Below are 14,724 nucleotides of genomic sequence, written 5' to 3'. Positions count from 1 at the left end.
CGGCCCCGGCCGGATCAGTGCGGCAGGATCCCGGGCAGCAGCGGCCGGGCCAGCCGCTGGCGCCACCACTTGAGCGCCTCGCCCATGTGCTCAGGCCTCCAGGCCAGCCAGAAGGTCTCGTCGGCGCGCGGCTCCTGCACCACCAGCTCCACCAGGATGCCGGTCTCCAGTTCGTGCCGCACGCACACGCGCGGCACGAAGCCATGGCCCAGGCCGGCGGCCTGGCAGGCGATCTTGGCCTGCATCGAAGGCACGGTGATGCGCCGCTGCCCCGCCAGCAGGCCCACCGTGCGGTCCGACAGCGAGCGCGCCCCGTCGCCCACCACCACGGCCGTGTGCTCCAGCAGGTCGTTGCGCGCCAGCGGGCGCTGGAGCTGCGCCAGCGGATGCGTGGCCGTCACGCAGAAGGCGAACTCCAGGCTGCCCACGGCCACGGCCTTGTAGCCGCCGCCGGCCGGGCCCTCGCCCGCGGCCACGACGATGTCGGCGCGGCCCTCGCGCAGCGCCTCCCAGGTGCCGGTGAGCGCCTCGCAGCCAATGCGCAGGCGCGTGCCGCAATGGAGGTCCTCGAAGGCGCAGATGTCGTCGTTGAAGGCGCTGGTGGGGATCAGCGAGTCGTGTACCAGGCGCAGTTCGGACTCGAAGCCCGTGGCGATCTGGCGCATGCGCGATTCCAGGTGGCCGGCGGCCACCAGCAGCCAGCGCCCCTCCTTGAGCATCTCCTGCCCCGCAGGGGTCAGCGCCACGCGCGGCCCGTTGCGTGTGAACAGGGCAAAGCCCAGTTGTTCCTCCAGCTTGCCCACGGCGTAGGAGATGGTGGAGGGCACCTTGTGCAGTTGCTCGGACGCGCCCGCGAAGGAGCCGTGCCGCGCGATGGCGTCCACGAGTTCGATGGCTTCCAGGGTCAGTTTCAGCATGGCCAAAAGCGGGATGTTTCAATCATCGAAATTATCGATCATGGAGCCGTTGATGTTTCAACCTATGCCCCCCTCTGCGGCGAGATACTTTCTTCACCCGAGCACTGCAGCTCTCTGACAACTGCCGGACGGCAGGCCAGAAGTTCAGTGTGAACCCCATCGAATCTGAAGAAAGGACATCCCCATGCTCGACATCCGCAAAGCCCACCAACGCGGCAACGCCAACCACGGCTGGCTGCATTCGCGCCATACCTTTTCGTTCGGCCACTACCGTGACCTTAAGCAGCAAGGCTTCTCGGACCTGCTGGTGATCAACGACGACCGCGTGTCACCCGCAAAAGGCTTCGGCACCCATGGCCACCGCGACATGGAAATCTTCTCCTACGTGCTTGAAGGCGCACTGGAGCACAAGGACTCCATGGGCACGGGCTCGGTCATCCGCCCCGGTGACGTGCAGATGATGAGCGCCGGCACCGGCGTGGAGCACAGCGAGTTCAACCACTCGGGTGACGAGGCCGTGCACTTCCTGCAGATCTGGCTCGTGCCCGGTGTGCGCGGTGCCGCACCGCGCTACCAGCAGGTGCACTTCAGCGAGGCCGACAAGCGTGGCCGCCTGCGCCAGATCATCTCGCCCGAAGGCACGGATGGCTCCCTGGCTGTGAACCAGGACGCCCGGGTCTATGCCGGCCTGTTCGATGGCGATGAATGGGCCACGCTGGACGTGGGCGCTGACCGCCATGTCTATGTACACGTGGCCCGCGGCAGCCTGGAAGTCAATGGCGAGCGCCTGTCCGAGGGCGATGGTGCCCGCATCCGCGAACCGAAGGAGCTGCGCTTTGCCGCTGGCGAGCAGGCCGAAGTGCTGGTGTTCGACCTGCGCCCCAACGAGCTGCCCGTGATGCCCCGCTGAGCCTGATCTTTATCCCGAACCCATTCTTTCACTTTCCAGGAGATTCCCATGACGCCCATCGCCAAGCCCGCCGCCGGTTCCACGCTGCTCAACCCGAACGACCACACGCTGGTGATGGTCGACTTCCAGTCGCAGATGGCCTTTGCCACGCACTCCATCGACGCGATCACGCTGCGCTCCAATGCCGGCCTGGTGGCCAGCGCGGCTGCGGGCTTCGGCGTACCGACCATCCTCACCACCGTGGCCGAAAAGAGCTTCTCGGGCCCCATGTTCGAGGAAGTCACGGCCCCGTTCCCCGGTCAGGCGTTGCTGGACCGCACCTCCATGAACACCTGGGAAGATGCTGGGGTGATCGAGCGCGTCAACGCCATCGGCAAGTCGCGCATCGTGCTCGCCGGCCTGTGGACCAGCGTCTGCATCGTCGGGCCGGCCCTGTCGGCACTGGACCAGGGTTTCGAGGTCTACGTGATCGCCGACGCCAGCGGCGACATCTCCACCGAGGCCCACAACCGCGCCATGGAGCGCATGGTGCAGGCCGGCGCACGGCCCATCACCGCGCTGCAGTACCTGCTGGAGCTGCAGCGCGACTGGGCCCGCACCGACACCTATGACATGACGACGGGCATCGCGAAGAAGTTCGGCGGGGGTTACGGCTTGGGCATCACCTACGCGAAAAGCATGTTCAACGCGCACGAAGGTTGATGGGCTGCGCTTTCCCCGAGTCACCCAACAGCCCCGAGGGGTGCCCGATACTGCGGCACCTCGCCATCTCCCGCCTCTGAAGGAACCTCTCCCATGGCCCAGACCAGCACGCCCGACCTGATCCTGCACCACGGCCGCTTCACCACGCTCAACCGGGCCCAGCCCACGGCCAGCGCCGTGGCCATCGCGGGCGGCCGCTTCGCCCAGGTCGGTGCGGACCGCGAGATCCTGCCGCTGGCCGGCCCCGGCACGCGCGTCATCGACCTGCAGGGCCGCTCTGTGCTGCCCGGGCTCATCGACAACCACCTGCACATCATCCGTGGCGGCCTGAACTTCAACATGGAGCTGCGCTGGGACGGCGTGCGCAGCCTGGCCGACGCCATGGCCATGCTGCGCCGACAGGTGGCGGTGACGCCTGCGCCGCAGTGGGTGCGCGTGGTGGGCGGTTTCACCGAGCACCAGTTCGCCGAGAAGCGCCTGCCCACCATTGCCGAGCTCAATGCCGTGGCGCCCGATACGCCGGTGTTCATACTGCACCTGTACGACCGCGCCCTGCTCAACGCCGCTGCCCTGCGCGCCGTGGGCTACACACGCGAGACGCCCGCGCCCCCGGGCGGCGAGATCGTGCGCGACAGCGCAGGCAATCCCACGGGCCTGCTGCTGGCCAAGCCCAATGCCGCCATCCTCTACGCCACGCTGGCCAAGGGCCCGAAGCTCCCGCACGACTACCAGGTCAACTCCACGCGCCACTTCATGCGCGAGCTCAACCGCCTGGGCGTCACGGGCGCCATCGATGCGGGCGGGGGCTTCCAGGCCTACCCTGACGACTATGCCGTGATCCAGGAACTGGCCGATGCCGAGCAGCTCACCATCCGCCTGGCCTACAACCTGTTCACGCAAAAGCCCAAAGGGGAGAAAGAGGACTTCCTGCACTGGACGGCCACCTCGCAGTACAAGCAGGGCACGGATTACTTTCGCCACAACGGCGCGGGCGAGATGCTGGTGTTCTCGGCCGCCGACTTCGAGGACTTCCGCCAGCCCCGGCCCGACATGGGCCCGGAGATGGAAGACGACCTGGAGGGCGTGGTGCGCATCCTGGCGCAGAACCGCTGGCCCTGGCGCATGCATGCCACCTACGACGAAACCATCACCCGCGCGCTCGACGTGTTCGAGAAGGTGAACCGCGACACGCCGCTGGCCGGCTTGAACTGGTTCTTCGACCATGCCGAGACGATTTCGGAGCGCTCCATCGACCGCATCGCCGCACTGGGCGGAGGCGTGGCCGTGCAGCACCGCATGGCCTACCAGGGCGAGTATTTCGTCGAACGCTACGGCGCAGGCGCCGCCGAGGCCACGCCGCCCGTCAAGCGCATGCTCGAAAAAGGCGTCAAGGTCTCCGCCGGCACCGACGCCACGCGCGTGGCCTCGTACAACCCCTGGGTGTCGCTGTCCTGGCTGGTCACGGGCAAGACGGTGGGTGGCCTGCAGCTGACCCCGCAGCGCAACTGCCTGGACCGCGAAGCCGCGCTGCGCATGTGGACCGAGAACGTGACCTGGTTTTCCAACGAGGAGGGCAAGAAGGGCCGCATCGAGGTGGGCCAACTCGCCGACCTGGTGGTGCCCGACCGCGACTTCTTCGCCTGCCCCGAGTCCGACATCGCCGACACCACGGCCCTGCTCACCGTGGTGGGCGGCAAGGTGGTCTACGGCGTGGGCGAATTCGCCGCGCACGACGGTGCCGCGCCGCCGCCCGCCATACCCGACTGGTCGCCGGTGCGCACCTTCGGCGGCTACGGTGGCTGGGGCGACCAGGAAGGCAAGCCCTTGCAGGCGGCCCTGCGCCAGGCGGCGGCCGCCTGTGCCTGCGCCAACGACTGCAATGTGCACGGCCACCAGCACGCCACGGCCTGGAGCAGCCAGCTGCCGATTGCCGACCTCAAGGGCTTCTGGGGCGCTCTGGGCTGCGCCTGCTGGGCGGTGTGATGGCCGAGGCCCTTCACTCCGCAGCGACCGCACCCTGGGTGCAGTCGCTGGCCCTGCTGTGCCTGTGCGCAGCCTACCTGCAGGGTGGCTTCGCCAAGGCGCGCGATTTCGCCGGTGCCGTGGCCGAGATGCGGCACTTCGGCCTGGCGCCGGCCGCGCCGCTGGCGGCCGCCACCATCGCATTGCAACTCGGGGCCTCGGCCCTGGTGGTTTCGGGCTGGTATCGGTGGGTCGGGGCGCTGGCGCTCGCAGGCTTCACGGTGCTGGCGGCCTTCGTGGCCGACCGCTTCTGGCAGGCAGCACCGGCAGAGCGCCGGCGCGCAGCCAACGCATTCTTTGAACACTGGGGTCTGGCGGGCGGTTTCGTGCTCGTGGCCTGGCACGACCTGGGAGGCCTGCATGGCACATGAACACGAGCACCACCATCCTGAAACCCCTGCGCCGGCGGCAGTGCCCGCTGCGCCGTCCGGCAGCTTCGCTCCGTTGCGCCTGCCGGTGTTCGCGGTGCTGTGGGCCGCCACGGTGCTGGGCAATATCGGCAGCTTCATGCGCGATGTGGCCAGCGCCTGGATGGTGACCGAGCTGTCCACCAGCCCCACGGCCGTGGCCCTGGTGCAGACGGCGGCCACGCTGCCGATCTTTTTGCTGGCGCTGCCGGCGGGTGTGCTGTCGGACATCCTGGACCGGCGGCGCTTCCTGATCGGTGTGCAGATCCTGCTGGCCGGTGTCAGCGGCGGCCTGCTGCTGCTGGCGCAGACCCACACCCTCACGGTGGAGTACCTGATCGCGCTGACCTTCCTGGGTGGCGTGGGTGCGGCCCTCATGGGGCCAACCTGGCAGTCCATCGTGCCCGAGCTGGTGCCGCGCAGCGAACTGCGCAACGCCGTGGCGCTCAACTCGCTGGGCATCAACATCGCACGGGCCGTGGGCCCTGCGGTGGGCGGCCTGCTGCTGGCCAGCTTCGGCGCGGCCGCTGCCTATGGCCTCGACGTGCTGAGCTATGTGTTCGTGGTGGCGGCATTGCTGTGGTGGCGCCGGCCGCCCGCCGTGGACACGGGGCGCAACGAGCAGTTCTTCGGCGCCTTCCGGGCCGGCGTGCGCTATGCCCGCGCCAGCCGCGAGCTGCACGTGGTGCTGCTGCGCGCAGCGGTGTTCTTCCTGTTCGCCAGCTCGGTGTGGGCGCTGTTGCCGCTGGTGGCCCGGCGCATGCTGGGCGGCTCGGCCGGCTTCTATGGCGTGCTGCTGGGTGCCGTGGGGGCGGGTGCCATTCTGGGTGCCGTGCTGCTGCCCCGGCTGCGCCGCCGGCTCGATACCGATGGCCTGGTGCTCACCGCCTCGCTGCTCACGGCGACCGTGATGGGCGCGCTGACCCTGGCGCCGCCGCAATGGGCCGCCGTGGTGCTGATGATGGTGCTGGGCCTGGGCTGGATCATCGCGCTGACCACACTCAACGGTGTTGCCCAGGCCGTGCTGCCCAACTGGGTGCGCGGGCGCGGCCTGGCCATCTACCTCATGGTGTTCAACGGCGCCATGGCCGCCGGCAGCCTGGGCTGGGGCCTGGTGGCGGGGCAGGCGGGGCTGCCTACCACCTTGCTCATCGGTGCGGCCGGGCTGGTGGTGGTGGCCTTCGTGTTCCATCGCGTGAAGCTGCCCACGGGCGAGGCGGACCTGCAGCCCTCGCGCCACTGGCCCGAGCCCCTGCTGGCCGAGCCCGTTGCGCACGACCGTGGTCCGGTGATGGTGCAGGTGGAGTACCGCATCCGCAAGGCCGACCGGCCGGCCTTCCTGCAGGCCATGCAACTGGTGGCCACGGAGCGCCGCCGTGACGGGGCCTATGCCTGGGGCGTGGCCGAGCACACGGGCGAGCCGGAGCGCGTGATCGAATGGTTCCTGGTCGAGTCCTGGGCCGAGCACCTGCGCCAGCACGACCGCGTCTCCCAGGCCGATGCCGACCTGCAGGCCCAGGCGCTGCGCTTTCACCAGGGGCCCGGCAAGCCCGTGGTGCACCACTTCCTGGCGCTGGCGCCGGGGTGAAGGTTCAGGCCACGGCGTCCGTCGCGTCCACGGCCTCCACCTCCACCAGGCAGTCGTAGAAGGTGGGGGCGCGGCCCAGGTCGGTCAGGGCCTGGCTGGTGATCTCGTTGACGTTGGTGCCGTCCAGGCCCAGCTTGCGCCACCAGATGCCCATGCCGTTGACCACGCCGGGCCGGGCGCGGCGCGACACGCTGGCGTGGCAGCGGTAGCTGCCCCGGGCATTGAACACGCGCACGATGCTGTCGTTGGCAATGCCGCGCGCCTCGGCGTCGTCGGGGTGGATCTCCAACAGCGGCCGGCCTTCGATGTCGCGCAGGCTCTTCACGTTGACGAAGCTGGAGTTCAGGAAGTTGCGCGCCGGCGGCGAGATCATGGCCAGCGGGTACTGGGCCGAGCTGCCCTGCAGCTCGTAGTTGGGCAGGTGGTCGGGCAGGCCGTCCAGGCCCTGGGCCGCCAGGCGCGCGCTATAGAACTCGCACCTGCCCGAGGGCGAGGGGAACTGGCCTTGCGCAAACGGTGCATCGGGCATGGCCAGCGTGGCAAAGCCCTGCGATTCGAGCAGCGTGAAATCCACCGCATCGCCGAAGGCCTGGCGGCACAGGGTAGCGTCGTCGTCGGCAAAGCAGGGGTCGGTGTAGCCCATGCGCGCGGCCAGGTCGCGGAAGATCTGCGCGTTGGAGCGCGCCTGGCCCAGCGGCGCGATGGCCGGGCGGTTGAGCACCACATCGGTGTGGCCGTACGACAAGTGCACGTCCCAGTGCTCGAGCTGCGTGGTGGCCGGCAGGATGTAGTCGGCATAGTCGGCCGTGTCGGTGCGAAAGTGCTCCAGCACCACGGTGAACAGGTCTTCGCGCGCAAAGCCCTGCACCACCTTGCCCGACTCGGGCGCCACGGCCACGGGGTTGCTGTTGTAGACCACCACGGCCTGCACCTCTGGGCCGAAGGCGGGCGAGGCCGGGCGCAGCAGGTCGTCGCCGATGGTGGACATGTTGATGGTGCGCGGCTGGCGCCCCGCCAGCAGGTCGGGGCGCTGCAGCACGGCGCGCTGCACCGGGTACTGGCCCGAGCTGGACAGCAGCATGCCGCCCGCGCGGTGGCGCCAGGCGCCCGTGAGCGCGGGCAGGCAAGTGACGGCGCGCACGGCATTGCCGCCGCCGCGCACGCGCTGCATGCCGTAGTTCAGGCGGATGGCGGCAGGTTGGGTGGTGCCGTAGTCCTTCGCCAACTGGCGGATCTGCTCCACGGGCACGCCGCAGACCTCGGCCGCGCGCTCGGGCGGCCACTGCAGGGCGCGCTCGCGCAGGCCCTCCCAGCCCAGGGTGTGGCGCGCGATGTAGTCGTGGTCCAGCCAGTCGTGGGCGACCAGTTCGTGCATCAGCGCCAGCGCCAGCGCGGCATCGGTGCCGGGGAGCAGGGCGATGTGCTCGTGGCACTTGTCGGCCGTCTCGGTCTTGCGCGGGTCGATGCAGACCAGCCGGGCGCCATTGCGCTTGGCCTGCTGCGCATAGCGCCAGAAGTGCAGGTTGCTGCCGATGGAGTTGCTGCCCCAGATCAGGATCAGCTGCGCCTCGGCGAAGAACTCGACCTTCATGCCCACCTTGCCGCCCAGGGTCTGCACCAGGGCCTCGGCACCGGCCGACGCGCAGATGGTGCGGTCCAGCAGCGAGGCGCCCAATTGATTGAAGAAGCGCCGGTCCATGCTCTCGCCATGCACCATGCCCATGGTGCCGGCGTAGCTGTAGGGCAGGATGGCTTCGGGGTCGTGCGCGGCGATGGCCGTCAGGCGCTGCGCAATGTCGCCCAGGGCTTCGTTCCAGCTGACGGGCGTGAACTGCCCGCTGCCTTTGGGGCCGCTGCGCTTGAGGGGGGTGAGCACCCGCTCCGGGTGGTAGCTGCGCTCGGTGTAGCGCGAAACCTTGGCACACAGCACGCCATCGGTGTGTGCGTGGTCGGGGTTGCCCTGCACCCGCGTGGCCACGCCATCGACCACGGTGGTCAGCAGCGCACAGGTGTCGGGGCAGTCATGGGGGCAGGCGCCGCGCACGGCAAAGGGCACGGAATCAGTGGGGACAGAGGCCGAAATCGTGGGCATTTGGTGGGCTGGTCGTTAAACTGGCTGCGGGGCTGGAGGCTGCGCGCTCGTGGCGCGCCCTTCCAGAGGGGTCGCCTTGCGGCGATGGCAAATGGGGCGCAAAGCCCTGAAACCAGGATTTCACCATGAACCAGACTGTAGTGGGGCGCAGGCAGTTTTCGGTGGGGCTGGGCGCAGCGGCGCTTGGCGGCTTCCAGATGGCCCAGGCGCAAGGCGAAGGGCGCATTGTGCTGGGCCAGTCGGCCCCTTTCACCGGCCCGGCGGCGCAACTGGGCATCCAGTTCCACCAGGGCGCCAAGCTGTTCTTCGACCAGCTCAATGCCCAGGGCGGTGTGGGCAAGCGGCAGGTCGAGATCCGAACGCTCGACGATGGCTACGAGCCCGACCGCTGCGCCGAGAACACCCGAAAGCTCATGGCCGACGACGTGTTTGCGCTGTTCGGTTACATCGGCACCCCCACCAGCTTGGCGGCGCTGCCGCTGTTCACCAAGGAGAAGGTGCCGTTCTTCGGCCCCTTCACGGGGGCCGAGGCGTTGCGCCAACCGTTCAACCGGCTGGTGTTCCATGTGCGCGCCTCGTACTACGACGAAACCGCACTCATCGTGCGCCAGCTCACCAACCTGGGGATCAAGAAGATCGCGGTCTTCTACCAGAACGATGCCTATGGCAAGGCCGGGCTTGACGGCGTGGTGCGTGCGCTGACCGAGCAGAAGCTGGCGCCCGCCGCCACGGCCACGGTGGAGCGCAATTCGGTGGACGTGAAGGCCGCGGTGGACAAGCTGGTGGCCGCCAAGCCCGATGCAGTGGTGCAGATCGCTGCCTACGCGGGCAGCGCCGCCTTCGTGCGCGCCGCGCGCAAGGCGGGGTTTGGCGGCACGTTCTACAACGTGTCCTTCGTGGGTACGCAGGCCCTGGCCGACGAACTGGGCAAGGACGGTGCCGGGGTGGTGGTCTCGCAGGTCATGCCCTCGCCCTACCAGCCCTCGCGCCAGATCACGCGCGAGTTCCTCGAAGCCATCAAGAAGGGCGGCGACAAGGTGCAGGCCAATTACTCCAGCATGGAGGGTTATGTCGCTGCGCGCGTCTTTGCCGAGGGCCTGCGCCAGGCCAATGGCAGCGGCAAGATCACCCGCGACGGCCTGATTGCCGGGCTCGAAGGCCTGGGCTCGCAGGCCATCTCGGGCTTTCAGGTGTCGTACAGCGCCACGGACCATGCGGCATCGCATTTCGTGGAAATGTCGATGCTGACCGGTGATGGGCGCGTGAGGACCTGACGACCTTCCTGTTTCAGCCGAAGGCCTTGGTGCGTGCCAGCCCCTGCATGAAGGCCTCGCAGCGGCCCAGTTGCGCAAGGCTCACAAACTCATCGGGCTGGTGCGCCTGCTGGATGCTGCCGGGGCCGCACACCACGGTGGGGATGCCGGCGTTCTTGAACAGCCCGGCTTCGGTGCCGAAAGCCACCAGGGTGGTGCCTTGCTCGCCGCTCAGCTCCTGCGCCAGGCGGGTCACGGCATCGTCCTTGTTGCCCAGAAAACTCGGGATCTCGCAGATGGTCTCGAAGCTGAAGCCGGTCTGGGGCGCGATCTTCTGCATGGCAGGTTCGAGCGAGCGCGCATAGGCCAGTACCTCGGACTGCATCTGGGCCGCATTGGCAGTGGGCAGGTCGCGGAATTCGTAGCGGAACTCGGCGTCGCGCGGCACCACGTTGTCGGCAATGCCGCCATGGAATTGGCCCACGCTGGCGGTGGAGAACGGCACATCAAAGCCCTCGAAGCGCGGCTCGCTGCGCTCGAATCCCTCGGCCATGTCGCGCACCCGGCCCACCACGCGCGCCGCCATCTCGATGGCGTTGACCGATTGCGGCGTGAGCGACGAATGCGCTTCCTTGCCGCGCACGCAGCATTTGTAGCGGTACACACCCTTGTGCGCGATGGCCGGCACCATGCTCGTGGGCTCGCCCACGATGCAGGCCAGCGGGCGGATGCTGGCGTCGCGCAGGTCGGCGATCAGCTCCTTGACGCCGAAGCAGCCCACCTCCTCGTCGTAGCTGAAGGCAAAGTGCAGGGCAAACGGGGCATCGCTGGCGAGGAACTGCTCGGCATGCGATACCGCGATGCCGATGAAGGCCTTCATGTCGGCGCTGCCCCGGCCGTACAGGTTGCCGTCCTTGACGAGGGCGCTCAGCGGGTCCATCGTCCAATCCTGGCCGTCCCATGGCACGGTGTCGGTGTGGCCCGAGAGGATCACCCCGGCGGGCTTGCCCTCGCCCAGCGTGGCGAACAGGTTGGCCTTGGTCTTGTCGGCGTTGTAGGTCAGGCGGCTTTTCACGCCCAGTTGGCCCAGGTGGTCGCGGATGAAGTGGATCAACTCCAGGTTGGAGTTGTGGCTCACGGTGTTCATGCGTACCAGGGATTGCGCCAGTTCGAGGGCTTGGGGTGAAATCATGGAAAGGGCTCGTGTAGTAAATAACCCGGGTTGGCACGCTGGTTGCTCTCGGGCTAGACTGTGAAATCGTAAGGACACATATCATGAACGTTATTGACTCCATCGTCACCCAGGCGGCCAGTATTGCAGCGGTGCGCCGGGACATTCACGCCCACCCCGAGCTGTGCTTCGAAGAGGTGCGCACGGCCGACGTGGTGGCCAACAAGCTCACCGAGTGGGGCATTCCCATCCACCGGGGCCTGGGCACCACGGGCGTGGTGGGCATCGTCAAGGGGCGCGACGGGGGGGCCAGCGGCCGGGCCATTGGCCTGCGCGCCGACATGGATGCGCTGCCCATGCAGGAGTTCAACACCTTTGCCCATGCCAGCAAGCACACCGGCAAGATGCACGCCTGTGGGCACGATGGCCATACCGCCATGCTGCTGGCGGCGGCGCAGCACTTCGCCAAGCACCGCAACTTCGACGGCACCGTGTACCTGATCTTCCAGCCGGCCGAAGAGGGCGGCGGTGGCGCGCGCGAGATGATCACCGACGGCCTGTTCGAGCAGTTCCCTATGCAGGCCGTGTACGGCATGCACAACTGGCCGGGCATGCCCGTGGGCCAGTTCGCGGTGAGCCCCGGCCCGGTGATGGCGTCGAGCAACGAGTTCAAGATCACCATCCGCGGCAAGGGCAGCCATGCGGCGCTGCCGCACAACGGCATCGACCCGGTGCCGATCGCCTGCCAGATGGTGCAGGCCTTCCAGACCATCATCAGCCGCAACAAGAAGCCCGTGGATGCGGGCGTGATCTCGGTGACCATGGTGCACGCCGGCGAAGCCACCAACGTGGTGCCCGACAGCTGCGAGCTGCAGGGCACGGTGCGCACCTTCTCCATCGAAGTGCTGGACCTGATCGAAAAGCGCATGAAGCAGGTGGCCGAGCACACCTGCGCCGCGCACGACGCCACCTGCGAGTTCCACTTTCACCGCAACTACCCGCCCACCGTGAACTCGGCCGCCGAGGCCGACTTTGCCCGCAAGGTGATGGCCGGCATCGTCGGCGAGGCCAACGTGCTGGTGCAGGAGCCCACCATGGGCGCAGAAGACTTCGCCTTCATGCTGCAGGCCAAACCCGGTGCCTACTGCTTCATCGCCAACGGCGACGGCGCGCACCGCGAGATGGGCCACGGCGGCGGCCCCTGCACGCTGCACAACCCGAGCTACGACTTCAACGACGACCTGATCCCTCTGGGCGCGACCTACTGGGTCAAGCTGGCCGAGGATTGGCTGGCGCAGCCCACGGCGGCCTGACACCGGCACCCGTTGTCGTCTCTTTCCTGAAGCCCTGGGCGCCCTCGCGTGCCCCGGGTTTTCCTGTGTTCCCGACCCCACCCACGAAAGCAACCGCCCATGATCGGCATCGTCGACGCCTTTTCGCCCAGCTACGCCCAGGCCCGCAAGAAGTTTCTCGAGGGCGCGGCCGCAGCGGGTCTGCCCATCGAGTCGCATGCCCACCCCCTCAAAGGGCGTGATGGTGAAGACCTGGCCATGGACGTGGTGCGCGACGGTCCGGCCGATGCGACCAAGCTGCTCATCGTGAGCAGCGCCTGCCATGGCGTGGAAGGCTACTGCGGCAGCGGGGTGCAGGTGTTCGCGCTGCACGACCCGGAGTGGCGCGACAAGGCGCACGCGGCGGGCGTGGCCACGCTCTACATCCATGCACTCAACCCCTATGGCTTCTCGCACGTGCGCCGCTTCACGCACGAGAACGTGGACCTGAACCGCAACTTTCAGGATTTTTCAAAGCCGCTGCCCGTGAACGAGGCCTACCGCGAGGTGCAGCCCCTGCTGCTGCCTGAAGTGTGGCCACCGTCGGCCGACAACCTGGCGGCCGTGCAGCGGTACATAGACACCAAGGGTGAGGCATCCTGGCAAGCCGCCATCTCGCGCGGCCAGCACGAGTTTCCCGAAGGCGTGTTCTTCGGCGGAACGGAGCCCACCTGGAGCAACCGCACGCTGCGCCAGGTGCTGCGCCAGCATGGTGCCCGTGCCTCGCAGATCGCCTGGATCGACCTGCACACCGGACTGGGCCCCAGCGGCCACGGAGAACGCATCTACGCGGGCAAGGACGACGACGCCTCGGTGGCCCGCGCCCGCGCCTGGTGGGATGGCGGCGGCGCGACGCCGGTGACCTCCATCTACGACGGATCATCGACCTCGGCCTTCCTCACCGGGCTGATGTGGAACGCGATCTACGATGAATGCCCGCACGCCGAGAGCACGGGCATCGCGATGGAGTACGGCACCGTGCCGGTGCTCGACGTGATGAACGCCATCCGCGCCGAGCAGTGGCTCAACCTGCATCCCCAGGCGCCGGCCGAGCAGGCAAAGCAGATCAAGGCGCAGATGATGGAAGCGTTCTACACCGACACGGACGCCTGGAAGGGCCAGATCGTGAGCCAGGCACGCCAGTCCATGTTCCAGGCGGTAGACGGTCTGGCAGGCTGATTCTCCTTACATCCCCAGCTCGGTCAGCCCCGGATGGTCGTCCGGGCGCCGGCCCTGGGGCCAGAAGAAAAGCCGGTCGGCCGCCTGGATCGGCTGGTCGTTGATGCTGGCGTGGCGCACGGCCATCAGCCCGGCGTCGTTGAACTCCCAGTTCTCATTGCCGTGGCTGCGATACCAGTTGCCCGCGTCATCATGCCATTCGTAGGCGAAGCGCACCCCGATGCGGTGCGAGCTGAACGCCCAGATCTCCTTGATGAGCCGGTAGTCGAGCTCGCGCGCCCACTTGCGTTCGAGGAACTGGCGCGCCGCTTCGCGCCCCACGGGAAACTCGGCGCGGTTGCGCCAGCGCGTGTCCTCGGTATAGGCCAGCACCACGCGGGCCGGGTCGCGGGAGTTCCAGCCGTCTTCGGCCAGGCGGACTTTCTGGATGGCGGTTTCCAGGGAGAAAGGGGGCAGGGGCGGGCGGGATTCCATGGGCGGTACCTCGGTAGGGTCAGGTCAGTTGAATGTAGACAGATCTGTCTGCATCGCCATCATAAACGCATGTAGACAGACTTGTCTACAATGGCGCCATGCTGCTTGCTCCCCTCCCCGAAGTCCACGATCTGCCTGCGCGCGAGCGCCTGCTGTACACAGCGCACCGGTTGTTCTACCGCGAGGGCATCCGCGCCACCGGCATCGACAAGGTGATTGCCGAGTCGGGGGTGACCAAGGTGACCTTCTACCGGCACTTTCCGAGCAAGAACGATCTCGTCTGCGCCTATCTGGAGATGCGGCATGCCCTGTGGATGGCCTGGTTCGCCGATGCGCTGGCGCGCCATGGCAAGGCTGGCACCGGATTGGTCGCACTGGCCCCTGCGTTGGGCGAGTGGTTCACCCGTGAGGACTTCCGGGGCTGCGCCTTCATCAACAGCGTGAGCGAACTGGGCGATACCGTGCCCGAGGTCAACGCCATCGCCCGCCGCCACAAGCAGGACATGACAGACCTGTTGGCCATGCTGTTGCCGCCATCGGCCACGCAGGCGCAGGATGCCCAGGCACTGGCCCTGGTGGTGGAGGGTGCCATCGTGCGGGCACAACTGGGTGAGCCGGTGCCCGCGGTGCTGGCCAGCGTGTCGCGCCTCTTGCCCGCATTGCAGCCCCGGCGCTGAC

General features: G+C 68.0%; 13 protein-coding genes. 9 read left to right on the top strand and 4 right to left on the bottom strand.

The annotated features are described in order from the left end of the window. Window positions 1-14: 14 nt before the first annotated feature. A complete protein-coding gene (locus tag ASE28_RS10465) occupies window positions 15-917 on the bottom strand; it encodes a LysR family transcriptional regulator (protein ID WP_057266587.1) in 903 nt (300 codons plus the stop codon). 184 nt (window positions 918-1,101) lie between these two features. Here ASE28_RS10465 and ASE28_RS10460 point away from each other — a divergent pair, with 184 nt between their 5' ends. The 5 genes from ASE28_RS10460 (at window position 1,102) to ASE28_RS10440 (ending at window position 6,546) form a co-directional block, all read left to right on the top strand. After that, window positions 1,102-1,827, top strand: coding sequence for a pirin family protein (locus ASE28_RS10460; RefSeq protein WP_057266523.1), 726 nt, complete (start codon window positions 1,102-1,104; stop codon window positions 1,825-1,827). Between the two features lie 48 nt (window positions 1,828-1,875). Further along, entirely contained in the window at window positions 1,876-2,529 is a 654-nt protein-coding gene (locus tag ASE28_RS10455) for a hydrolase (protein ID WP_057266522.1), read from the top strand. A gap of 93 nt (window positions 2,530-2,622) precedes the next feature. Further along, window positions 2,623-4,512 carry an amidohydrolase gene (locus tag ASE28_RS10450; protein ID WP_057266521.1) on the top strand — a complete coding sequence of 630 codons (1,890 nt, stop codon included), beginning with the start codon at window positions 2,623-2,625 and terminating at the stop codon, window positions 4,510-4,512. Continuing rightward, window positions 4,512-4,922 (top strand): DoxX family protein, encoded by a 411-nt coding sequence (locus ASE28_RS10445; protein ID WP_057266520.1) that lies wholly within the window; start codon window positions 4,512-4,514, stop codon window positions 4,920-4,922. The genes ASE28_RS10450 and ASE28_RS10445 overlap by 1 nt, the downstream gene beginning before the upstream one ends. Then, window positions 4,912-6,546: an MFS transporter gene (locus ASE28_RS10440; protein ID WP_200963927.1), complete on the top strand. Its 1,635-nt coding sequence runs from the start codon at window positions 4,912-4,914 to the stop codon at window positions 6,544-6,546. The genes ASE28_RS10445 and ASE28_RS10440 overlap by 11 nt, the downstream gene beginning before the upstream one ends. 4 nt (window positions 6,547-6,550) lie before the next feature. Here the strand turns inward: ASE28_RS10440 and ASE28_RS10435 are convergent, their stop codons facing one another. Next, on the bottom strand, window positions 6,551-8,638 hold the full coding sequence (locus ASE28_RS10435; protein ID WP_057266519.1) for a molybdopterin-dependent oxidoreductase: 2,088 nt from the start codon (window positions 8,636-8,638) through the stop codon (window positions 6,551-6,553). Between the two features lie 125 nt (window positions 8,639-8,763). Here ASE28_RS10435 and ASE28_RS10430 point away from each other — a divergent pair, with 125 nt between their 5' ends. Then, on the top strand, window positions 8,764-9,912 hold the full coding sequence (locus tag ASE28_RS10430; RefSeq protein ID WP_057266518.1) for an ABC transporter substrate-binding protein: 1,149 nt from the start codon (window positions 8,764-8,766) through the stop codon (window positions 9,910-9,912). A gap of 13 nt (window positions 9,913-9,925) precedes the next feature. Here ASE28_RS10430 and argE read toward each other — a convergent pair whose 3' ends face one another. Next, a complete protein-coding gene (gene argE / locus ASE28_RS10425) occupies window positions 9,926-11,083 on the bottom strand; it encodes an acetylornithine deacetylase (protein WP_057266517.1) in 1,158 nt (385 codons plus the stop codon). A gap of 83 nt (window positions 11,084-11,166) precedes the next feature. Here argE and ASE28_RS10420 point away from each other — a divergent pair, with 83 nt between their 5' ends. Beyond that, window positions 11,167-12,375 (top strand): M20 aminoacylase family protein, encoded by a 1,209-nt coding sequence (locus ASE28_RS10420; protein WP_057266516.1) that lies wholly within the window; start codon window positions 11,167-11,169, stop codon window positions 12,373-12,375. A gap of 99 nt (window positions 12,376-12,474) precedes the next feature. Beyond that, window positions 12,475-13,572, top strand: coding sequence for a M14 family metallopeptidase (locus ASE28_RS10415; protein WP_057266515.1), 1,098 nt, complete (start codon window positions 12,475-12,477; stop codon window positions 13,570-13,572). A 6-nt stretch (window positions 13,573-13,578) separates the two neighbouring features. Here the strand turns inward: ASE28_RS10415 and ASE28_RS10410 are convergent, their stop codons facing one another. Further along, a complete protein-coding gene (locus tag ASE28_RS10410) occupies window positions 13,579-14,046 on the bottom strand; it encodes a nuclear transport factor 2 family protein (protein ID WP_057266514.1) in 468 nt (155 codons plus the stop codon). A 98-nt stretch (window positions 14,047-14,144) separates the two neighbouring features. Here ASE28_RS10410 and ASE28_RS10405 point away from each other — a divergent pair, with 98 nt between their 5' ends. Continuing rightward, complete coding sequence (locus ASE28_RS10405) at window positions 14,145-14,723, top strand: TetR/AcrR family transcriptional regulator (RefSeq protein WP_057266513.1); 579 nt, start codon at window positions 14,145-14,147, stop codon at window positions 14,721-14,723. The last annotated feature ends 1 nt before the right edge of the window (window position 14,724 follow it).

Source organism: Acidovorax sp. Root219 (assembly GCF_001428665.1).
Classification (GTDB): Bacteria; Pseudomonadota; Gammaproteobacteria; order Burkholderiales; family Burkholderiaceae_C; genus Acidovorax.
This window is presented reverse-complemented; position numbering and strand designations above follow the sequence as displayed.

Coding starts and splice junctions, on each gene's coding strand:
- ASE28_RS10440 (WP_200963927.1), top strand. CDS start 4,912: ATGGCACATGAACACGAGCACCACCATCCTGAAACCCCTGCGCCGGCG.
- ASE28_RS10415 (WP_057266515.1), top strand. CDS start 12,475: ATGATCGGCATCGTCGACGCCTTTTCGCCCAGCTACGCCCAGGCCCGC.
- ASE28_RS10410 (WP_057266514.1), bottom strand. CDS start 14,046: ATGGAATCCCGCCCGCCCCTGCCCCCTTTCTCCCTGGAAACCGCCATC.
- ASE28_RS10465 (WP_057266587.1), bottom strand. CDS start 917: ATGCTGAAACTGACCCTGGAAGCCATCGAACTCGTGGACGCCATCGCG.
- ASE28_RS10450 (WP_057266521.1), top strand. CDS start 2,623: ATGGCCCAGACCAGCACGCCCGACCTGATCCTGCACCACGGCCGCTTC.
- ASE28_RS10435 (WP_057266519.1), bottom strand. CDS start 8,638: ATGCCCACGATTTCGGCCTCTGTCCCCACTGATTCCGTGCCCTTTGCC.
- ASE28_RS10430 (WP_057266518.1), top strand. CDS start 8,764: ATGAACCAGACTGTAGTGGGGCGCAGGCAGTTTTCGGTGGGGCTGGGC.
- argE (WP_057266517.1), bottom strand. CDS start 11,083: ATGATTTCACCCCAAGCCCTCGAACTGGCGCAATCCCTGGTACGCATG.
- ASE28_RS10405 (WP_057266513.1), top strand. CDS start 14,145: ATGCTGCTTGCTCCCCTCCCCGAAGTCCACGATCTGCCTGCGCGCGAG.
- ASE28_RS10445 (WP_057266520.1), top strand. CDS start 4,512: ATGGCCGAGGCCCTTCACTCCGCAGCGACCGCACCCTGGGTGCAGTCG.
- ASE28_RS10420 (WP_057266516.1), top strand. CDS start 11,167: ATGAACGTTATTGACTCCATCGTCACCCAGGCGGCCAGTATTGCAGCG.
- ASE28_RS10460 (WP_057266523.1), top strand. CDS start 1,102: ATGCTCGACATCCGCAAAGCCCACCAACGCGGCAACGCCAACCACGGC.
- ASE28_RS10455 (WP_057266522.1), top strand. CDS start 1,876: ATGACGCCCATCGCCAAGCCCGCCGCCGGTTCCACGCTGCTCAACCCG.